General features: G+C 65.3%; 19 protein-coding genes. 12 read left to right on the top strand and 7 right to left on the bottom strand.

From position 1 onward, the window contains the following. Positions 1-50: 50 nt before the first annotated feature. Positions 51-329, bottom strand: coding sequence for an HU family DNA-binding protein (locus C7401_RS03630; RefSeq protein WP_027815965.1), 279 nt, complete (start codon positions 327-329; stop codon positions 51-53). 131 nt (positions 330-460) lie between these two features. Here C7401_RS03630 and C7401_RS03625 point away from each other — a divergent pair, with 131 nt between their 5' ends. The 8 genes from C7401_RS03625 (at position 461) to C7401_RS03590 (ending at position 10,462) form a co-directional block, all read left to right on the top strand. Beyond that, positions 461-679 (top strand): hypothetical protein, encoded by a 219-nt coding sequence (locus C7401_RS03625; RefSeq protein ID WP_112169986.1) that lies wholly within the window; start codon positions 461-463, stop codon positions 677-679. Positions 680-813: 134 nt separating this feature from the next. Further along, a complete protein-coding gene (gene mnmC / locus C7401_RS03620; RefSeq protein ID WP_112169985.1) occupies positions 814-2,820 on the top strand; it encodes a bifunctional tRNA (5-methylaminomethyl-2-thiouridine)(34)-methyltransferase MnmC2/FAD-dependent 5-carboxymethylaminomethyl-2-thiouridine(34) oxidoreductase MnmC1 in 2,007 nt (668 codons plus the stop codon). Positions 2,821-3,726: 906 nt separating this feature from the next. After that, positions 3,727-4,932, top strand: coding sequence for a cation:proton antiporter (locus C7401_RS03615; RefSeq protein ID WP_112170282.1), 1,206 nt, complete (start codon positions 3,727-3,729; stop codon positions 4,930-4,932). 49 nt (positions 4,933-4,981) lie between these two features. Then, complete coding sequence (locus tag C7401_RS03610) at positions 4,982-6,097, top strand: YbdK family carboxylate-amine ligase (protein WP_112169984.1); 1,116 nt, start codon at positions 4,982-4,984, stop codon at positions 6,095-6,097. 730 nt (positions 6,098-6,827) lie between these two features. Further along, entirely contained in the window at positions 6,828-7,466 is a 639-nt protein-coding gene (locus C7401_RS03605; protein WP_112169983.1) for a MarR family winged helix-turn-helix transcriptional regulator, read from the top strand. 267 nt (positions 7,467-7,733) lie between these two features. Then, positions 7,734-8,471, top strand: coding sequence for a glutamine amidotransferase (locus C7401_RS03600; RefSeq protein ID WP_112169982.1), 738 nt, complete (start codon positions 7,734-7,736; stop codon positions 8,469-8,471). Between the two features lie 120 nt (positions 8,472-8,591). Next, the gene (locus tag C7401_RS03595; RefSeq protein ID WP_112169981.1) at positions 8,592-9,704 is read left to right on the top strand and encodes an NADH:flavin oxidoreductase/NADH oxidase; all 1,113 of its coding nucleotides are present in this window, start codon (positions 8,592-8,594) and stop codon (positions 9,702-9,704) included. A 260-nt stretch (positions 9,705-9,964) separates the two neighbouring features. Beyond that, positions 9,965-10,462, top strand: coding sequence for an SET domain-containing protein (locus C7401_RS03590; protein WP_112169980.1), 498 nt, complete (start codon positions 9,965-9,967; stop codon positions 10,460-10,462). Positions 10,463-10,548: 86 nt separating this feature from the next. On the opposite strand, the gene C7401_RS03585 is transcribed toward C7401_RS03590, so the two are convergent. Next, positions 10,549-12,117 (bottom strand): sensor histidine kinase, encoded by a 1,569-nt coding sequence (locus tag C7401_RS03585; RefSeq protein ID WP_112170281.1) that lies wholly within the window; start codon positions 12,115-12,117, stop codon positions 10,549-10,551. Positions 12,118-12,285: 168 nt separating this feature from the next. Beyond that, the gene (locus C7401_RS03580; protein WP_027815974.1) at positions 12,286-12,972 is read right to left on the bottom strand and encodes a response regulator transcription factor; all 687 of its coding nucleotides are present in this window, start codon (positions 12,970-12,972) and stop codon (positions 12,286-12,288) included. A gap of 126 nt (positions 12,973-13,098) precedes the next feature. Between C7401_RS03580 and C7401_RS03575 the strand changes: the two genes are divergently transcribed. Then, entirely contained in the window at positions 13,099-13,329 is a 231-nt protein-coding gene (locus tag C7401_RS03575) for a DUF3717 domain-containing protein (RefSeq protein WP_112170280.1), read from the top strand. 141 nt (positions 13,330-13,470) lie between these two features. Here C7401_RS03575 and C7401_RS03570 read toward each other — a convergent pair whose 3' ends face one another. Beyond that, a complete protein-coding gene (locus C7401_RS03570) occupies positions 13,471-13,824 on the bottom strand; it encodes a 4a-hydroxytetrahydrobiopterin dehydratase (RefSeq protein ID WP_372460548.1) in 354 nt (117 codons plus the stop codon). Positions 13,825-13,932: 108 nt separating this feature from the next. Beyond that, positions 13,933-14,835: a phenylalanine 4-monooxygenase gene (gene phhA / locus C7401_RS03565; protein WP_112169978.1), complete on the bottom strand. Its 903-nt coding sequence runs from the start codon at positions 14,833-14,835 to the stop codon at positions 13,933-13,935. A gap of 141 nt (positions 14,836-14,976) precedes the next feature. Here phhA and C7401_RS03560 point away from each other — a divergent pair, with 141 nt between their 5' ends. Next, positions 14,977-15,468, top strand: coding sequence for an Lrp/AsnC family transcriptional regulator (locus C7401_RS03560; RefSeq protein ID WP_028203286.1), 492 nt, complete (start codon positions 14,977-14,979; stop codon positions 15,466-15,468). A gap of 80 nt (positions 15,469-15,548) precedes the next feature. On the opposite strand, the gene C7401_RS03555 is transcribed toward C7401_RS03560, so the two are convergent. Together C7401_RS03555 and C7401_RS03550 are read right to left on the bottom strand one after the other, a co-directional pair. Further along, complete coding sequence (locus tag C7401_RS03555) at positions 15,549-16,073, bottom strand: class IV adenylate cyclase (RefSeq protein ID WP_112169977.1); 525 nt, start codon at positions 16,071-16,073, stop codon at positions 15,549-15,551. A gap of 200 nt (positions 16,074-16,273) precedes the next feature. Next, the gene (locus C7401_RS03550) at positions 16,274-17,161 is read right to left on the bottom strand and encodes a LysR family transcriptional regulator (RefSeq protein WP_112169976.1); all 888 of its coding nucleotides are present in this window, start codon (positions 17,159-17,161) and stop codon (positions 16,274-16,276) included. 112 nt (positions 17,162-17,273) lie between these two features. On the opposite strand from C7401_RS03550, the gene C7401_RS03545 reads away from it, so the two are divergent. Continuing rightward, the gene (locus tag C7401_RS03545) at positions 17,274-18,797 is read left to right on the top strand and encodes a CoA-acylating methylmalonate-semialdehyde dehydrogenase (RefSeq protein WP_112169975.1); all 1,524 of its coding nucleotides are present in this window, start codon (positions 17,274-17,276) and stop codon (positions 18,795-18,797) included. 137 nt (positions 18,798-18,934) lie between these two features. After that, positions 18,935-20,653: a GMC family oxidoreductase gene (locus C7401_RS03540; protein WP_112169974.1), complete on the top strand. Its 1,719-nt coding sequence runs from the start codon at positions 18,935-18,937 to the stop codon at positions 20,651-20,653. Positions 20,654-20,891 lie beyond the last annotated feature (238 nt).

Genomic DNA, 20,891 nt, shown 5'->3' with positions numbered 1-20,891 from the left:
GGCGAAAAAAAACCCGCCAGGGGCGGGTGTCAACTTAAAGCGGTAATACCTTAGCGCTTGTTGACGGCGTCCTTGAACGCCTTGCCAGCCGTGAACTTGACGGTCTTGGCTGCGGGAATCTTGATGGTTTCGCCGGTCTTCGGGTTACGGCCCGTACGGGCTGCGCGCTTGCCCGAACCGAAGCTGCCGAAGCCGATCAGTTGCACTGCGTCACCCTTCGACACAGCCTTCTTGACCACTTCGAGGAGCGTGTCCAGCGTCTCGCCGGTTTGTGCCTTGCTAGCGCCCGTCTGTGCTGCGACGGCGTCGATCAGTTCCTGTTTATTCATTGAGAAGTTCCTTTCTGTGTTTAGGTTGACACGAACAGCGCGAACGCGCCGATTATACGGACGCGTGCCGCGCCGTCGAGCAGCAACGGACCCGGAGCACCCCGGCGATTTCGCGTTGCGGCGGCAAGCATATGTGCTTCGCCACAACGGCCGTGCTGCCGCTTCCCTGGGCGGCGCTTGCTATGATAGCGCAGCGCAAACCCAATAACGACAAGGGTTTCGAAGATTTCGCGCCGGTTTTGCGGGTTTTTTTGGGCATGCAGATGTTTTTGGGGTGTTCGCCCCTGCAAATCCCCCCGGCCAGGACGATTTCCGACAGCCGCGCGTTGCGCCGCGCCAACGCAGCATAAGCGCAAACGCCGGTCAGGCAAGCGTTTGCGGCGATCTCGCCTGGCCGCGCCGCGTGCTTTTTTCAGCCGCTTTCCAGCGACTTGCAGCTTCGTTCCTTCCTCGCTTTAACCTCACCTCTGGCTTCGCGTTCCTCATGACCGCCACCCTGACACCCGCCACGCTCGCTTTCCGGGAAGACGGCACACCGTATTCGCCCATGTATGGCGACGTTTATCACAGCACGTCCGGCGCACTCGCCCAGGCGCAAGCCGTTTTCCTGCACGGCAACGGCCTGCCGCAGCGCTGGCAAGACCGGCGGATCTTCACCGTGGTCGAGACCGGCTTCGGCATGGGCGCGAACTTTCTCGCCACGTGGCTCGCGTGGCGCGACGACCCGGCGCGCTGCGAGCGCCTGCATTTCGTCTCGGTCGAAAAACACCCGTTCGCGCCCAGCGATCTGCGTACCGTGCTCGACGCGGTCGTTGCGCACACACCCGAAGCGCCGCTCGCGCGCGAACTCATCGACGCGTGGCCCATGCTCGTGCCGGGCACGCACCGGCTCGAATTCGAAGGCGGACGAGTGACGCTCACGCTCGTTTTCGGCGACGCGCTCGAGGTATTTCCCAAAATGTGGATGCGCGCCGACGCGATCTACCTCGACGGCTTCGCGCCCGCGAAGAACCCGGATCTCTGGTCGCCCGCCATCTTCAAGGCGCTCGCGCGCATTGCGGGCGAGGGCGCCACCTTCGCGACGTGGAGCAGTTCGGGCGACGTGAAGCGCGCATTGCAGCAAAGCGGCTTCGAATATCAGAAGGTGGAGGGCTTCGGCGGCAAGTGGGCGATGCTGGTCGGACGCTTCGCGCCGCGCTGGCGCGTGCGCCGCTACGAGCCGCCGCTGCCGCTCGCGCTGCGCGAGCGGCATGCGATCGTCGTGGGAGCCGGGCTCGCGGGCTGTGCGCTCGTCGAGCGGCTCGCGGCGCGCGGCTGGCGCGTGACGCTCATCGAGCGCAACGCCGCGCCCGCGCTCGAGGCCTCGGGCAATCCGGCCGGCGTGTTTCATCCGCTGATTTCGCGTGACGACAGCAGCGCCTCGCGCATCACGCGCGCGGGCTTCCTTTATGCGCTGCGACGCTGGGCAGCGCTCGAAGCCGCGGGCCATGCGCCCACCCGCTCGCACGCGGGCCTGCTCCATCTCGCCACCGACGACGAATCGCGCGCCGTCGCCGCCGCGCTCGAATCATTCGGCTATCCCAACGAATTGGTGACTGCTGTCACTCGCGAGGAGGCTCAGGCGCTTGCCGGCGTCGCCCTCGCGCAAGGCGGCTGGTTCTATCCGCACGGCGGCGCGATCGACCCGGCTTCGTTGTGCCGCGCGCAATGCGCGTTCGCCGCGGCGCTGCCCGGCGCGCAGGTCGAAACACGTTTCGGTGTGCGTATCGGTCACATCGCGCGCGCAGGTCAGGGCAACCAAGCCGATGACGCCGATGACTCCGATTGGCAGGTATTCGACGAAGCCGGGCAGCTCGTGGCGCAGGCGGGCGTCGTGATCTTCGCGAATGCCCAGGACGCTTCGCGCGCCGCCGCGCTCGCCCATGCGCCCACGCGCATCGTGCGCGGCCAGCTCACGCTCGTCGATCCCAGTCCGCTCGCGAACCTGCGCGTACCGGTGATCGGTGAAGGCTACGCGGTGCCGCTCGACGGCGGAGTGACGCTCGCTGGCGCCACCTACGAAGTCGACGACGCGGGCGGCGAACTGCGCGCCGCAGGCCACATCGAGAATCTCGAACGCGTGGCGCACATGCTGCCGGAACTCGCCGGGGCAAGCGGCACAAGCGGTTCACCCGGCAACTTCGCCGGCCGGGTGGCGTTTCGCTGCGTGACGAGCGACCGTATGCCCATGCTCGGCCCGCTCGCCGACGAGGAAGCCGCCCGCCGCGACGCCCAGCGCCTCGCCGGGGCGTGGCCGCAGGACCTGCCGCGCGCGCCGGGGCTTTACGGCGCCTATGCGTTCGGCTCGCGCGGGCTCGTGTGGGCCGGGCTCGGTGCCGAGCTGATCGCGTCGCAGCTCGAAGGCGAGCCGTGGCCGATGGAGCGCGAACTCGCCGATCAACTCGATCCGGCTCGCTTCCTCCAACGGGCTTTGCGCCAGCGCAATGTTTGAGCGTGGGGCGGGAATCAGGTCAGACAGAAGCCGGCAACCGGTTATCCCCGCGAATCTGTGGATAACCGCGAGAATTCACAGCGAATCGAGTGTGGACGCGGTGTGGACGTAAACGGGGTAACTCAGTGGGGCGCGAACCAGGCCCAAAAGTTACTCTTCGAAGCGCCTGCGGTCCGCACATGCTTTGCATGCGGTTGTGCGGACGCCAACTGCCTGATCTTTTTCGGTTAACCGGAGTTATCCACAGAAAAAGGTCCCCTTTGTTAACTTCTACTACGTATACATACGGTAAACCGTAAACCCAAAGCTAACGCTACCGCCGTCGGCCAGCATCACCAGGCTAAAGCTTGAAAACCCAAGGGCAAGCGCTCCGGCCGAAGCGGTCATTTTTTCCGCTCGCATCGCGAAAAGCGCACAATGAGGACGCAATTACCGTCTTCGTGACGGCTTTCGAACCCGCGCGGACAATTGCAAAAAAGCTATGGCACAATCGCCGTTCTTTCCGCGTCACATGCCACATCAGATGGCCGACGCGTCCAAGGAACGGTTGCCCCTCATCCCGAATCTGAGTGCTCAGGGAAGACGGCAACGTTCGTTCATCCAACGCGGGCGCCGCCATACCAAACGGAACGCGCCCGTACCGGCTGTTCGCCGCACCGCGATGTGCCGGCGCAATGGTTTCCCGCAGTCGCAGCAGCTAGCGCAGGTTCACGTCGGCTCGCCACACGGGCGCGCCGGCCGGCCACATCGAACCGCGCCAGCGCGGCGCGAGCGCGAACGCTGCGCCAACCGGGGTTAGAGGCGCCGCTCGCCTTGCGCGGCACGCGGCTTGCCTGCGTGTCAGTCGTTTGTCGATCCAACGTCGGACAGCCGGACTGTCTCTGAAAAATGGGAGAAGCCACCACGATGAAGTCGGCGTTTTCGTTTTTCCCCGCCTGGCCGTTGCCGCTCGACGGAATCTTCTGGGCCGGGCTCGCACTCCTCGCCGCCGGTTTGTGCGGCGAGCTCTGCTATCGGGCGTGGCGCTTGCCGCGGATTTCGGGCTATGGGGTGATCGGCCTCATTGCCGGATCGGCCGGATTTGGCGTGATCGACGCCAATGTCGGCACCTCTGCGCGGCCGCTGCTCGATGTCGCGCTCGGCCTGCTGCTGTTCGAACTCGGCAGCCGGCTCGACCTGCGCTGGATCCGCCGCAATCCCTGGCTGATCCTCTCGAGTCTTGCCGAGGCGTCGCTCACCTTCGTGCTCGTGCTCGTGGTGCTGCTGTTCCTTTCGGTGCCGGCGATGATCGCGCTCGTCGTAGCCGCGATTTCCATGGCCACGTCGCCCGCCATGGTGATCCAGCTCAAGACCGAGTTGCGCGCGGAAGGGCAGGTCACGCAGCGTCTGCTCACGCTCACGGCGCTCAACAGCATGTATGCCGTGATTGTGGAAAAGCTTGCTTCCAGCTGGCTGCACCAGGAAATCTATGGAAACGTGTTCGCGACCATTCTTCAGCCGCTTTACCTGCTGATCGGCTCGCTGATTCTCGCGTTCGTGCTGGCGCGCGCGTGCACGCTTTTTTACCGGCGCCTGAGCCCGCAGGACGAGCACTCGTTCGTCGCGCTCTTCGGCCTCGTGCTGCTCGCGATCGCCATTGCGCATCTGCTCAAGCTTTCGACGATCCTGAGCCTGCTGGCCGCCGGCATCATCGTGAAGAATCTCGAAGCGCGGCCGCAGTTGTGGCCGCAGCACTTCGGCACGGCGGGGTGGCTGCTCACCGTGATCCTTTTCGTGCTCACGCTCACGACCTTCGAGTGGCACGACATTCTCGTGGGCGGCGTGGCCGCGGCGGGGCTGATCGTCGCACGGCTCGTGGCGAAACTCGTCGGTGTGCTGATCTTCGCGAAGCCGAGCGGTCTCGACTGGAAGCAGGGCGTCGCGCTCGGCGTTGCGCTCGCGCCAATGTCGGCGCTGGCGCTGCTGCTTGTCGAGGACACCTACGAGCTTTATCCGACCTTCGATCCGCGGCTGCGCGCGATCATGCTCTGCGCGATCGTCGTGCTTCAGCTCCTCGGGCCGTGGCTCGTCTACCGCGCGCTGGCGCTCGTCGGCGAGCGCGGCGAACAATGAATTACGCGGCGCGCGAGCATCGCCGCGCGCCGCCCTGTAAGGGGATGCCATGTCACTGGAAGCGTTTGTCGATTCGAAGCCGTTCACCTTCGGCATCGAACTCGAAATGCAGATCGTTAACACGCATGACTACGATCTGACCAAGGCGGGGAGCGACCTCATGCGCCTCGTCAAAGATCAGGAGATTCCGGGCAACATCACGCCCGAAATCACCGAAAGCATGATCGAGCTTTCCACGGGTATCTGCACGACGCACGAGCAGGCCGTGGCCGATCTGCGCAAGATTCGCGACGTGCTCGTCGCCGCGGCCGATCGCCTCAACGTCGGCCTGTGCGGGGGCGGCACGCACGCGTTCCAGCAGTGGAGCGACCGGCGTATCGTGGATACCCCGCGCTTTCAGTACCTTTCCGAGCTCTACGGCTACCTCGCCAAGCAGTTCACGGTGTTCGGCCAGCACGTGCACATCGGCTGTCCCGATCCCGACAGCGCGCTCTTTCTGCTGCACTCGCTTTCGCGCTTCATCCCGCATTTCATCGCGCTCTCGGCGTCGTCGCCCTATGTGCAGGGCGTGGACACCGGCTTTCACTCGGCGCGCCTGAATTCGGTGTTCGCGTTTCCGCTTTCGGGCCGTGCGCCCTTCGTGCTGAGCTGGGAGGAGTTCAAGGAGTACTTCTCGAAGATGGTGCACACGGGCGTTGTCAACAGCATGAAAGACTTCTACTGGGACATCCGCCCGAAGCCCGGTTTCGGCACGATCGAGGTGCGCGTGATGGACACGCCGCTTTCGGTGGAGCGTGCGGCCGCGATCGCCTGCTACATCCAGACGCTCGCGCGCCATCTGCTCACCGATCGCCCGATCGCGCCGCGTGAGGACGACTATCTCGTCTACACGTTCAACCGTTTCCAGGCGTGCCGCTTCGGCCTCGCCGGCACCTGCGTGAATCCGCAGACAGGCGAGCGCCGCACGATTTCGGAAGACATTCTCGACACGCTGGAGCGGATCGCGCCGCACGGCGAGGCGCTCGGCTCGACGCGCGCGCTCACGGAAATCGGCACGATCGCCCGCGCGCAGACCAACGACGCCACCTGGCTGCGCAGCGTGGTGGCCGAGGAGAAGTCGCTGCACGAGGCGGTGCGGCAGCAGTGCCTGCGCTGGCGCGCATAAGCGCGGGGCACTCGTAAAGGACCACTGACCGAATTTGCAAGGTGCGCCGCAAGGGCCCTGAGTGGTGCAGGCAGGTAAAGAAGGGCGGCTCTCGGGCCGCCCTTCTTGCTTCCAGCCGCCAAAAAAGCGCTGAAACCGGGCCTTGCGGGGCCCGGAGCGCACTTTTTTCGAGGCGCGCAGAAATATTTTTTTGCTTGTTTCGAGGTACCAGGGGATCCTTATATTTTGACCTGGATCGCGACATACGCCATATTCACGGCGGAAAAGGCCACACGCCTGTGGGTAACCTTCGAATTCCCTGCAAACTCAATGGACTGCGTAATGAAAGACGCGCGACAATCGGGCAGATTTCAGTTGCGTTTGCGACAGAAATCCGCGATAACCTGCAAACATCCCGGGTGAAGATTGCGCGTTGTCAAGAACCTGTGCACATGATCGTAGCGCGCTTATCAACGGGTTATCCACAATTCACGTTGGATAAGTTAGCTGTGCGATTGGCTACTCTCGCATAGAATGGCGGTTTGCTGCTCGGGCGTCGGGACTTGAAGGATGTTTTCGCCGCCCGCGGCAAGAAGCATGACCGTGCAACGCGTACCATGGCGTACGCGAAGCAGGAATTTTTTGAGATGGTGCGGCGTCCGGGAAAACCGGGCGCCAGCGTTCCCACAGGCCGTCGGCCAGAACGGCGGCTGACGATGCAGCGCAAGCTGCCAATAACCAGCGAAAGACTATGAGCGAAGGCGTATACGGAGAGCAGGCAGCCGGGCGGGTGACCCATAGCCTGCTGCGACTGAGCACGGCAATGCGGAGCCAGGCGTGGGACTGGGCCGAAGGGGCAGGACTCACGCCTACCCAGGGCGAAATTCTCGTGCTGCTGATGCAGCGCAAGGGGCCGATGCGCCTCGGCGAGATCGCACGTGAAACGGCCCTCACGGCCGCGACCACCAGCGATGCGGTGAGCACGCTCGAAACCAAGGGGCTCGTCGAAAAGCGTCGCGCGCTCGACGACGGCCGCGCACTCGCGGTGCGTCTCACCTCGCGCGGCCGCACGGCGGCGAAGAAGGCGTCGCAGTGGCCGGACTTCCTCTCGAAGGCGGTCGGCACGCTCAAGGCCGAAGAGCAGTCCACGCTCTATCGCACGTTGCTCAAGACGGTTTATCTGCTCGAAGCGCAGGAAACCAGCCCGCAACACCGCATGTGCCTGACCTGCTCGCATTTCGAGCCGAGCAAGAACCCGAAGAAGACGCCGCATCATTGCCAGCTGCTCGGCATCGATATGGCCGACACGGATCTGCGTCTCGATTGCTCGGTGTACGAACAGGCCGACGCGACGACCCAGAAGAAGAACTGGAAGATCTTCGCGGTTTAAGCCCGAAGCTGCGCTGCCGCCCCGTGCGGGCGGCGCGCGCGTGCACGCGTCATGCGTGCAACGCGCGGTCATGCAGCGCTTCCCGACGCCGCTTGCGCGCGCAATCGATTTGCGCCGCGCCGGCGTCGAAATTCGCATAGTTGTCACAAGTTTTTTGCCACGACCGTTGGCGCAAACGTTCGTCTTGAGCCAGGCCAACGCGGCGACGCGCTGGACAATGGGCAGGACGACGTACTAGTTGCCGACCGCCGACCCGGGAATTTGCCGATGAATCGCGAAGTATTGGCCGTCCGCCATGTCTATTTCGAGGACCTCGGCAGTTTCGAGCGCGTGCTCGGCGATCGTGGACGTCCCGTGCGCTACGTGGACGTCGGCTTCGCGCGTATCGGCGCGCTCAATCCCTTGTCGGCCTCGCTCATGGTGATCCTGGGCGGCCCGATCAATGCGTGCGACGACGCACGCTATCCCACGCTCGTACCGCTCGCCGCGATGATCGAGAAGCGCATCGCGGCCGGACTGCCCACGCTTGGCATTTGCCTTGGCGCGCAGCTCATCGCGCGCGTGCTCGGCGCGCGCGTCTACGCAGGGCCCCGGCCCGAAATCGGCTGGACGCCGCTCACGCTCACCGACGCCGGCCGCGCCTCGCCGTTGCAACATCTCGACGGTGCGGCGACCTCCATGCTGCACTGGCATGGCGACACGTTCGATCTGCCGCAAGGCGCGACCCGTCTCGCTTCCACGCCGCTGTGCGAAAACCAGGCGTTTGCCTGGGGCGATCACGTGCTTGGCCTGCAATGCCATCCCGAAGTGCGCGCCGACCGCTTCGAGCCCTGGTTGATCGGCCATGCCTCGGAAATCGCCACGGCGGGCGTCGATGTCAACGCGCTGCGCGGCGACACGGCGCGCCACGGGCCGCTGCTCGAAGCGCAGGCGAGCCGCATGTTTGGCGAATGGCTCGACGCCGCCGACGCGCACATGGCACGCCAGTCCGCAAAGCAGCCCTGAGTCGCGCTGAGGCGGTCCACAGGCGGACCCCACCGAAACACCAGCCGAATCCCCTGTCGAGCGCGTGAAAAATCCGCGTGCTATTCTCGGACGCTTCCGCCAACCGTCCGTGGACCTCCCATGAGCAAGCTCTTCACTCCGCTCGAACTGCGTGGCGTGACGCTCGCCAATCGCATCGTTGTCTCACCGATGTGTCAGTACTCCGCCGAACGAGGCGAAGCCAACGACTGGCACATGATCCATCTCGGTCACCTCGCGCTCTCGGGCGCCGCGATGCTCTGCATCGAAGCGACTGCCGTGGAGCCCGACGGCCGCATCACGCCAGGCGACCTCGGCCTGTGGGACGACGTGACCGAAGCCGCGCTCGAACCCGTGATCGCCGCGATACGCCGCCATTCGCCGATTCGCATCGCGATGCAGATCGCGCACGCGGGGCGCAAGGCGTCGAGCCACGTGCCCTGGGAGGGCGGCCAGCTGATTCCCGTCGCCGAGGGGGGATGGCTTCCGCATGCGCCTTCCGCGCTCCCGCACAAGGCCGATGAAACGCCGCCGCTCGCGCTCGACGTCGCGGGCCTCAATCGCGTGCGCGATGCGTTCGTGGCTACGGCGCGCCGCGCCGCGCGCCTCGGCATCGACGCGCTCGAAGTTCACGCGGCGCACGGTTATCTGCTGCATCAGTTCCTTTCGCCGATTGCGAACCAGCGCAGCGACGAATACGGCGGCTCGCGCGAGAACCGCATGCGCTTTCCGCTTGAAGTGTTCGACGCGGTGCGCGCGGAGTTTCCCGCCGATCGTCCGATAGGCGTGCGCGTTTCCGCGACGGACTGGGTCGATGGCGGCTGGACGCCCGAGGACACCGTGGTGTTCGCGCAGGCGCTCAAGGCGCGCGGCGCGGACTGGATCGACGTGTCGTCGGGCGGCGTGTCGCCGTTGCAGAAGATTCCGGTGGAGCCGGGCTATCAAGTGCCGTTCGCGCGCAAGGTGAAAGCGGAAACGGGCATGACGACCATCGCGGTGGGGCTCATCACCGACGCGTTGCAGGCCAACCAGATTCTCGAAGACGGCGAAGCCGACATGATCGCCATGGCGCGCGCGATGCTCTACGATCCGCGCTGGCCGTGGCACGCCGCTGCGCAACTGGGCGCGAGCGTGAGCGCACCGCCGCAATACTGGCGCTCGCAACCGCGCGAGTTCAAGAAGCTGTTCGGCGAGACGACGCTTGGCCAGCGCTGAGGCGCGTATTGCGTCAGGCAGGTTGCGCGCGGCATACGGGTTGAACGAAAGAGGCGCGAACGTGTACGATGCCGTCTGTGGCGCGCCGGGCGTCACACGAGCGCGGCGCCGAATCGGCGCCGCGTTTGCGTGGGGGCGAGAAGCGAAGCGAGAAGCGATGCGTGCCGCTTCACCAGGCGAGCCGCCACACACGGCTTCATGAGAAAGCCGCTTGCCATGACCGGGGCAGTCTCCCCCAGTACTTCACAAGGATTCATTCAATGAGTGTACGCAGGATCGTCGTGCGCCAGTCGGGCGTGCACGGCAAGGGCGTGTTTGCGGCGGTCTCCATCGCGGCCGGAGATCGGCTGGTCGAATACAAGGGCGAGCGCATTTCCTGGAAGGAAGCGCTGCGCCGTCATCCGCATAATCCTGACGAACCGAATCACACGTTCTACTTCGCGCTCGACGAAGGCGGCGTGATCGACGGCAAGGTGAACGGCAACAGCGCGCGCTGGATCAATCATTCGTGCGCGCCGAACTGCGAAGCCGAGGAAATCGACGGGCACGTGTACATTCACGCGCTGCGCGACATTCCCGAAGGCGAGGAGCTTTTCTACGACTATGGCCTCGTGATCGACGCGAAGCAGACGAAGAAGCTCAAGCGCGAATACGAGTGCCGTTGTGGCGCGCGCAAGTGCCGCGGCACGATGCTCGCGCCGCCCGACGACGACAAGCCCGCGAAGGGCTCGAAAGGCAAGGGCAAAAAGAAGAAGTGAGCGAGTGAGCACGCCGCCGCGCGGCGCGTTGCACAAGACACAAGGGCCGCATGAGCGGCCCTTGTCGTTTGTGTCGCTGCGTGGCGTTACAGATCGACGCTTGCCTGGTGCGTGGGGTTCTTGCTGCCTTGCGGCTCACTGGGTGCGACGGCGTGAAGTTGGGCGGCTTCGGCAACCGGCGCTTCCTTGATGTCCTTCGCGTCCCTCGCATCCCTGGCGCCAGGCGCGCGGGGTTTCACGAGCGGCACGCGCACGATGAAGCGCGCGCCGCCTTCGGGCGCATCTTCGTAATGCACGCTGCCACGATGCAGCGTCATGATGTCGTGCACGATCGCGAGACCCAGGCCCGCGCCGCTGTCCACGCCGCTTTCGCTCTGGCCGTCGCCGCGGAAAAAGCGCTTGAAGAGATCCGCCTGCTGCGATGCCGGCACGCCCCCGCCGTTGTCCTCCACGATGATCTCGGCCATCGGCATGCCGTCGGCGACAGACTGCGAAACGGTCACGGTGATGCGACCGCCGTCCATGCGCGCGGGCGGCAAATACTTGAGCGCATTGTCGAGCAGATTCGCAATGACCTCGTGCAGCAGCACGGGGTTGCCACGCACCATCAACGGCGAGTCGTTCTCGGGGTCGTCGAGGCGCTGGAAGCCGAGGTCCACGTGGCTCGCGAGCGCGCGCGGCACCCACTCGGCGCCGGTCTCGAAGGCGAGCGCCGCCATGTCGATATCGACGAAACGCGCGGCCTGTTCACCCGGCTCCGCGCGCGCGAGCGACAGCAACTGGTTCGACAATCGCACCGCGCGGTCGGCCGCCGCGCGCAGCTCGCGCACGGCGTCGTTGACCTTTTGCGGCTCGCGCGCATTCACGGCTTGCTCGGCGTGCAGCTTCACCGCAGTGAGCGGCGTGCGCAACTGGTGCGCGGCGTCGGCGATGAACTTGCGCTGTGCGTCGAGCGCGGTTTTCAGGCGGCCGAGCAGCGCGTTGAGCGCGCCGGTGAGCGGACGGATTTCGACGGGCACATAGGTCTCGTCGACGGGTTCGAGCGAGGTGTGCGTCTGGCGATTGAGCGAATCGGCGAGCTGCGTGAGGGGGTTGAGCTGCTGATTCACCACGCGCCACACGATGACCCAGCCGGCCAGCAGCAGGAGCAGCAGCGGCATCATGATTGCGACGAGAAACTCGGCTGCGATGCGAAAGCGATGGTGCACGGGCTGACCGACTTCGACGACGATGGGATTGCCGTGCGGCTGTGGCACGCGAACCTGCGCGACGCGTACGCTCACGCCCCGGTACATCGTTTCGAACACGTACGCATAGTGCATGCGGCGCACGTTGGTGCCCTGGAGCGGCAGGTCATGATCGCCCGCGATTTCCGTTTCGCCGTTGCTGATGCGATAGATGAGATGTTCCACGGGGTCGGAGAACATCGCCTGCGCGAGCGGGGGAACGGTTTTGGGCGCGTCGGCGCCGGCGATCTGGATTTGCCGCGAAATGGCCGTGGCGAGGTCGGCAAGCGAGCGGTCGACCACGTGCTGCGTGTATTGCCAGGCCAGCCAATAGGCGATCAGGCCGCTCATGAGCGCGAGCAGCGAAAGCGGGGCGGCGAGGCGCCGCAGCAGCGTGCGCCGCAGACTCGTTGCGGCAGGTGAGGACATGGTGGCTTCGGTGCGAATGATGAATCGTGGGTGCGGCGGCGTGCGCCGCACGGGATCGATCCATTGTACGCGGGCCGCGGGCGCGGCGGCGCAAGCATCGTAAGACGTATGAAGGCGGCGGAGCACTCCGCCGCCTGGTCTGGCTCCGGCTCAGGAAACCGTGGCGGATCAGGCCGCCTGGCGGATTTCCTGGAGCAGATAGCCGAAGCCGCGCACCGTGACGATCTCGACACGGCAGTTTTCGAGCTTCTTGCGCACGCGGTGCACGTAGACTTCGATCGCGGTGTCGCCGAGGTCGCCGCCGAAGTGCGTGAGGTGGTCTTGCAGTTGCGCCTTGCTCACCACGCGGCCATGGCGCAGCAGCAGCATTTCGAGCACGGCGAATTCGCGCGGCGAGAGTTCGAGCGGCTTGTCGTCGTTGAAGATGCGGCGATCGACGCCCGACAGGCGCACGCCGCCAAGCGACACTTCGGGGCGCGGCACGTCGCCGTGCGGGCCGCTGCGGCGCATCACGGCGCGAATGCGCGCTTCGAGTTCGGCCGGCTCGAACGGCTTGAGCATGTAGTCGTCGGCGCCCGAATTCAGGCCCTGGACGCGGTCGTTCAGCTCGTCGCGCGCGGTGAGCACGATGACGGGCGTGTGCCGGTTGCTTTGACGAAAGCGCGAGAGCAGCGTCATGCCGTCGATGCCGGGCAGGCCCAGATCGAGAATCACGAGCTCATGTCGATTTTGCGTGAGGGCCTGTTCGGCGAAGATGCCGTCGTGGACCATGTCGACCGTGAAGCCGGCTTGTTCGAGGCTGGACTGGATGCCGCGTGCGATGGGGCGGTCGTCTTCGATCAGAAGGAGTCGCATGGGATTCGCTCAAGTACAATGGGTTTAGCGTTCAGGCACGCAGTTCGCGAAGCGTCGCTCGCCGGACTCATCGAGGCACAGCGACTGAGTGGCGCCGCGTGCGACAGTTGCACGATCACGATCCACATGTCCGATATTTCGATCACCGAACTCGAAGCCGCGATCAACTTCTGGCGCAACCGCTCGCCTTCGAGCGGCGACGAACTCGCGTTGTGCCAGGAGGCGAGTGCGCTCTCCAAGCCGTATGCGCTGCTGATTGTACAGCGTCAGAACACCATATCGCCGGAACGTTTAGACCCGATTGCCCGTGCTGCCTGGGAGTCTTACGTATCCATCAAGAATAGCCTTCAAAGCTGAAGGTTTGAGCGCCTGACACCCTGCATTATGCTTTCATGACGCGATGCGCGCACGTTGTGCGCATCGCGTAGTGTTAGCTGCCCCTCGCATTCATCTGTCGCGTTGATCTGCGCTGATTTGCGTTGATCTGATTAGTACCGCTTAAGCGCTCAGCGGGCCCGCTGCGATCGAATCGATGAAACGCGCGAGTTCGACGTCGCGCGAAGTGAGGCCGTCGGCTTCGTGTGTGGAGAGTGTGATTTCGACACGGTTGTACACGTTGAACCACTCGGGGTGATGGTCCATTTCCTGCGCCTTGATCGCCACGCGCGTCATGAAGCCAAAGGCTTCGTTGAAGTCCGCGAAACGGAAGTGGCGCTGGATCGCGTCGCGCCCGGCGACAGACTGCCAGCCGCGCAGGTCGGCCAGTTGCGACGCGCGTTCTTCGGATGTGAGTCGGTTGATCATCGTTGCACCTGTGTTGAGCTTGCGGCCCGGCGTGCGCCGTTGGCCAATCAGTCATTTTTTCACGTATGCCGGAGGCGTGCGAGCGCGCACGTCAACGCTCGTGCGCGTGCTGCGGCGCAAGGCGGCTCGCTTGCCGCGCTTCGTGGCGCGCCAGGCTCAGACGTCCCCGTCGTCGAGCCAGCCTTCGCGGGTGCCGCGCGTGATGATCGTGTCGCTGTGCAGCACGTCGCCCGCGGCGTGGGGCTGTGCCGCGATCGTCACGCTGCGCGCGGCCGGATCGGCGAGGCGCGAAGCGATGCCCGCGCCGAGCGCGTCGAAAAGCTGCGCGAACGAGTCGATCACGAAATAGGTCTTCTGGAACGTGTCGATGCGATAGCGCGTGTTCAGCACGCGCTCGAGATCGAACGCGAGGCGGTTGGGCGCCGCGCTTTCCACGCTATGGAGTGTTTCGCCCTTGCTCGACACGATGCCCGCGCCATAGATCTTCACGCCGTTGGGCGCGCTCGCGCTGCGCATCAGGCCGAATTCCACCGTGTACCAGTAGAGCCGTGCGAGCAGCGGCAAGGCGCGTTCCTCGACGGCGAGCGCGGCGCGCCCGTAGGCGTGAATCGCGTCGGCGAAAGTGGGGTCGGTGAGGAGCGGGACATGCCCGAACAGATCGTGAAAGCAGTCGGGTTCCTGGAGGTAGTCGAGTTGATCGGGGCGGCGCATCCACCACGTCACCGGAAAGCGCCGGTTAGCCAGGTGTTCGAAGAAAATGCGGTCGGGCACGAGGCCGGGCACGGCCACGATGCGCCAACCCGTCGCCGCCATCAGGCGCTCGCTCACCTGCTCGAACGAGGGCACGTGCGCGACGTTCAGGCCGATGCGCAACGCGCCTTCGATAAAGGCGTCGCAGGCACGGCCTTCGAGCAGGGCGCGCTGACGCCGGTAAAGAAGATCCCACACGGCGTGATCGGCCGCGCCGTAGCGTTCGAGCGGCTGGTCGATCGTGAAATCGGGTCGGGTGGTGAGACCCGCGTCGAACTGCTCTTGCAGTTTCGCGGTGGCGGCGGCCATGTTCGTAACGCTCCACTAAAAAAACTTGCTGTGATGCAAGTGTAGAGCGGGTGGCGTGCGGGAGGTGCGCGTATCTAATGGGATAAGCTGTGGATATGCGATAATCGAGCGCAAAGTAGTCAATTGACGCGGATTTTATTCATGCTCGAACTCGATCACTTCGATCTGGCGCTTCTCGACGTGCTACAGCGCTTTGGCCGCGCCACGCATCAGCAGCTTGGCGAGCAGGTGCCGCTCTCGCCCTCGCAGATCGGCAGGCGGTTGCAGCGGCTGGAAGCGTCGGGGGTGATCGACGGCTATCGCGTGGTGCTGCGGCCCGAAAAGCTCGGGCTCGGCGTGACGGCGTTCACGAGCCTCAAGCTCAAGCATCACGGGGACTCGATCATCGAGCAGTTCCAGCAACAGATCGACGTGCTGCCCGAAGTGCTCGAATGCCATGCCGTGGTGGGAGACGCCGACTATCTGCTGCGCATCGTCGCGCCCGATCTGAACGCACTCTCGACGTTCGTCATGAAGAAGCTCATGCGCGTGCCCGGCGTGGACAGCGTGCGCTCGAACATCGTGCTCACCACGTTCAAGCGCAACGGGCCGCTGCCGCTCGGGCATCTGGAGCCGGGCGCACCGGCGGCGTAACGACAAGGCGATGGCGGGCCGCAAGGGCCCGCGCGCCGGGGTTGCTGATGGCTGCGGCTGGTTGTGGCTGGTTGTGCCTATCAGGCCGCGCTGGCCGTATTGAGCAGATCCACGTAAGCCACGGCCACGAGATCGTTTTCGTCCACGCCGAGCTTCGCGAATACCGCGTGCGCTTCGGCTTCACCGCCTTGCTCGTCGTCCTCGGGGCCGAGCACCACTTCCAGTTCGACGAAATCGCCCAGGCCGTCCACCCGGTCGAGGTGGATGCGCGTGCGGCCCGCCAGATACACGTGGCGCTCTTTCGAGACGATGCCGCGCGTGGTGAGCGCCGTGGCGAGCAGCGAATGCATCGCCTCGGCGTTGGTCACCGGGCTGCGCGTGTAATACGAGGCCTTCGGACCGTCGCGGTCGTCGCGCTGATAGAAGATCAGCTCGGGCGGCGTGCCGTCGTCGAACTGGCGCAGCTTCAGGCGGCCGCGCGGCACGTCGTAGAAGAAGTCCTGCTGGCGAAAGATCAGCGGCGCTTCGGAGGCGAGCTGGGAGGCGCGCTCGCGCAGGGCGTCGAACTGACGGGCGCGGGCTTTGATTTCGATGTTGCGGGCCATGCAAGGCTCCTGTCGAACAAGGGAACGATGGGAGAGTCGGGAAGGAAGCGCGCCGTGCATCATGGGCACGCCGGTGAGCGTGCCAAAAACGCGGCGCGAATTCCGAATCTAGCAAAACTTGCGTGACAGCGGCGTTACACGCGCAAGACGAACGCGCGGGCGCACGGTGCGCTCCATGGCCGCGTCTTCATGAGCGCGGCTCATATCGCCCACTGCGTTTCGATGGACTTGAGCGCCGCCGCGATGGTGGGTTCGTCGCGGCGCGCGGCGAGCGTGATGAAGGTGAGCTCGGTCGGCACGCTTACGCCTTCGATGATCGTGAGCCCGTGCGCATGCGCCTCGGCAAGCGCGGTCGAATCGCGCGCGAGTGTGAGGCCCACGCCCGACTTCACGAGATCGAGCATCGACGGTTCCTGGTCCACTTCCGCCACTTTCACGGGCTTCGCGTTCGCGGCCTCGAACAGCGTGGTGAGCAGGCGGTTGTGCGCGGAGGCGGGTGGCGTCCAGATCCACGGCAGCGCGGCGAGCGCCCGCCAGTCGCGCGCGTCCTTCACGCGCTCCTTCCAGCCCGCGGGCGCGAGCACGCGGTACTGGAAGCGGGTGAGCGTGATGGCGTGGAAGGCGTCGGGGTCGGGTTCGGGCTGGCCGATGTAATACCCCACGTCGAGCTCGCGCGAGCGCACCTGGTCGAGCACCCAGCCCGACATGCCGTGGCGCAGCGCCGTTTCGATCTGCGGCCAGGTCTCGACGAGCTGGCGCAGAAAGCCGCCAAGGCGCAGGAACGCCGGATCGAGAATCGTGCCGATGCGCAGCCGCCCGCGCACCTCGTGCCGCAGCGCGGCGGCGGCGCGCTGCACGTCGCCGGCGGCGGCGAGCGCGCGCTCGGCGTGCGGCAGGAGCGCCTGACCGTCGCGCGTGAGCGCGAGGCCGTGCGACGTGCGCGTGAAGAGGGCGACGCCCAATGCCTCCTGCAAATGCTTGATCTGGAGGCTCACGGCGGGTTGCGTGAGATGCAGATGCGTGGCCGCACGCGTGAGGTTGCCCTCGCGAGCGACCGTGACGAAAGCGCGGAGCAAGGTCAGGTCCATATCCTGATATTAAACCGCCTTATATCGCTGTTGAGCATTAATCATTGGATCGCGCCCCGGCGTCGCGATTACGCTAGGTGGATCGAGGCTTCACGACAGAAGAGGCACACACATGGGCGAGACACATCAAAGCGATGCCGGCGTGCGCACACTCACGCACTACATCAACGGCAAGCCGCTGGAGAGCACGAGCGGCCGTTACGGCGACGTCTTCAATCCGGCCTTTGGCAAGGTCAGCGCGCGCGTGCCGCTCGGTTCGGTGGCAGAGGTGGACGCCGCCGTGGCCGCCGCGAACGCCGCCTTTCCCGCGTGGGCGGAAACCGCGCCCATCAAGCGCGCCCGCATTCTCTTCAAGTTCAAGGATCTGCTCGACCAGCATCACGACGAGCTCGCCGAACTCATCACGCGCGAGCACGGCAAGGTGTTCTCCGATGCGAAGGGCGAGGTGATGCGCGGCATCGAGGTGGTCGAGTTCGCGTGCGGTATTCCCAATCTGCTGAAAACCGATTTCACCGACCAGATCGGCGGTGGCATCGACAACTGGAATCTGCGTCAGCCGCTGGGCGTCGTGGCCGGTATCACGCCGTTCAACTTCCCGATGATGGTGCCGTGCTGGATGTTTCCGATCGCGCTTGCGTGCGGCAACACCTTCGTGCTGAAGCCTTCGGAGCGCGATCCTTCGGCGTCGCTGCGTCTGGCCGAACTGCTCAAGGAAGCGGGCCTGCCCGACGGCGTGTTCAACGTCGTGCACGGCGACAAGGTGGCCGTGGACGCGCTGCTCGTGCATCCCGAAGTCACCGCGCTGTCGTTCGTCGGCTCGACGCCGATCGCCGAGTACATCTACACGGAAGGCACGAAGCACGGCAAGCGCGTGCAGGCGCTGGGCGGCGCGAAGAATCACCTCGTCGTGATGCCGGACGCCGATCTCGACCAGGCCGTCGATGCGCTGATCGGCGCGGCCTACGGGTCGGCCGGCGAGCGTTGCATGGCGATTTCGGTGGCGGTGGCCGTGGGCCATATCGCCGACGAACTGGTCGAGCGACTCACGCCGCGCGTGAAGGCGCTTCAGATCGGCAGCGGCATGGACGGCGCCTCGGAAATGGGGCCGCTCGTCACGGGCGTGCATCGCGCGAAGGTGCAGGGCTATATCGAGGCGGGCGTGGCCGCGGGCGCGAAGCTCGTGGTGGACGGGCGCGGCCACAAGGTGGATGGCCACGAAGAAGGTTTCTTCCTCGGCGGCACGCTGTTCGACGGCGTGAAAACCGACATGACGATCTACAAGGAAGAGATCTTCGGGCCGGTGCTCGCGGTCGTGCGCGTGCCCGATTTCGCGAGCGCGGTCGAGCTCATCAACGCCCATGAATTCGCCAACGGCGTGTCGTGCTACACGTCGGACGGCGGCGTGGCGCGCGCGTTCTCGCGGCAGATCAAGGTGGGCATGGTGGGCATCAACGTGCCGATTCCGGTGCCGATGGCGTGGCACTCGTTCGGCGGCTGGAAGCGCTCGCTGTTCGGCGATCACCATGCGTATGGCGAGGAAGGCGTGCGCTTCTATACGCGCTACAAGAGCATCATGCAGCGCTGGCCCGACAGCATCGCCAAGGGCGCCGAGTTCACCATGCCGGTGGCGAAGTAAGCAGGCGGGCGCCGGGCGGTTTTGCAAGCAGACCGAAGCATTTTCTGCCGCCCGGCGCAGCATTCGCAACAACCGCAGTACGCTTGAACACAAACAAAACGGCAGCAAGTCGAGCGGAGCCGTAGAAGGAGACAACCATGCCCGCAACGAGCGAATCTCAAGGAGCGCACGGCGCGTCCTCGCGCCGCCTGGAAGGCGAATTCGACTATGTGATCGTCGGCGCCGGCACCGCGGGCTGCGTGCTCGCCAATCGCCTGACCGAAGATCCGGACGTTTCCGTGCTGCTCATCGAAGCGGGCGGCAAGGACGACTATCACTGGATTCACATCCCCGTTGGCTACCTCTATTGCATCGGCAATCCGCGCACCGACTGGCTGTACAAGACCGCCGCGGAAAAGGGGCTCAACGGGCGCTCGCTGGCGTATCCGCGCGGGCGCGTGCTCGGCGGCTCGTCGTCGATCAACGGTATGATCTACATGCGCGGCCAGCGCGAGGACTACGACAACTGGGCGCGCGAGACCGGCGATTCGGGCTGGTCGTGGGACAGCGTGCTGCCCGTGTTCCGCCGCAGCGAGGATCATCACAGCGGCGCGAGCGAGTTTCACGGCGCGGGCGGCGAATGGCGCGTGGAGAAGCAGCGCCTCAAGTGGCAGATTCTCGAATCGTTCGCGAGGGCCGCGCAGGAGCAGGGCATTGCCGCCACCGACGACTTCAATCGCGGTGACAACAGCGGCGTGGGCTATTTCGAGGTGAACCAGAAGCGCGGCGTGCGCTGGAACTCGGCGAAGGCGTTCCTGCGCGCGGCGATGAAGCGGCCCAATCTCGCGGTCGTCACCGGCGCGCTCACGCAGCGCGTGATCTTCGAGGGCAAGCGTTGCGTGGGCGTGGAGTATCGCGGCGATGTCGACTACGTCGCGCGGGCGAGGTGTGAAGTCATTTTGAGCGCCGGCGCCGTGAATTCGCCGCAACTGCTGGAGCTTTCCGGCATCGGCGACGCTGCGCGGCTCGCGCAACTCGGCATCGGCGTCGTGCAGGACCTGCGCGGCGTGGGCGAGAATCTCCAGGACCATCTGCAACTGCGCATGGCGTATCGCGTGAACGGCGTGCGCACGCTCAACACGGCCTCCGCGCACTGGTGGGGCAAGCTGATGATCGGCATGGAGTACGCGCTGTTCCAGAGCGGCCCGATGTCGATGGCGCCCTCACAGCTCGGCGCGTTCGCGAAATCGGACCCGAACGACCCCGCGCTCACGCGGCCCGATCTTCAATATCACGTGCAGCCGCTTTCGCTCGACCGCTTCGGCGAGCCGCTCCATCGTTTCAACGCGTTCACGGCTTCGGTGTGCAACCTGCGGCCCACGTCGCGCGGCAGCATCCACGCCATATCGGCGGACCCGTCGCAGGCGCCCGCGATCGCGCCCAATTATCTGGCGACCGACCACGACCTGCGCGTGGCCGCCAATTCGTTGCGGCTCACGCGACGCATCGCGGCCTCCGCGGCGCTCGCGCGCTACGCGCCGCAGGAGATCCTGCCGGGACTCGCGTACCAGACCGAGGAACAATTGCGGGAGGCGGCGGGCAACGTCGGCACGACGATCTTTCACCCGGTGGGCACCTGCCGCATGGGCCGCGCCGACGACCCCGACGCCGTGGTCGACGCGCGCCTGCGTGTGCGCGGCGTAACGGGCCTGCGCGTGGTGGACGCCTCGGTCATGCCGACCATCACTTCGGGCAACACGAATTCGCCAACGCTGATGATCGCGGAGCGCGCCGCCGAGATGCTGCGCGCCGACCGGCGCGAAGGTGTGCGCATGGCAAAGGAGACCGCCGCCAACGCGCCGCTGACGACGGCCTGATGACCGCCTGAGGGGCGACGCGACGCCCGCGATTGCGTCGTTTTGACGACTATCTGGGACGCATGCGGAAGCGCTTCCGCGTGCGAGTTCCTGCACGCCTGTCATATTGTGGCTGCGCATCGATCTTGCACCGATGTTGCGCATATCTTTCGTGAATCTGTCGTGAACATGCATTTACGGGATGGGTTCACCCTGTGGCGCTCCCTTAAGTGCAAATCCCAATGATTGCGGTGCATCA

It is taken from the genome of Paraburkholderia unamae (assembly GCF_003268775.1).
Taxonomy (GTDB): domain Bacteria; phylum Pseudomonadota; class Gammaproteobacteria; order Burkholderiales; family Burkholderiaceae; genus Paraburkholderia; species Paraburkholderia unamae.
This window is presented reverse-complemented; position numbering and strand designations above follow the sequence as displayed.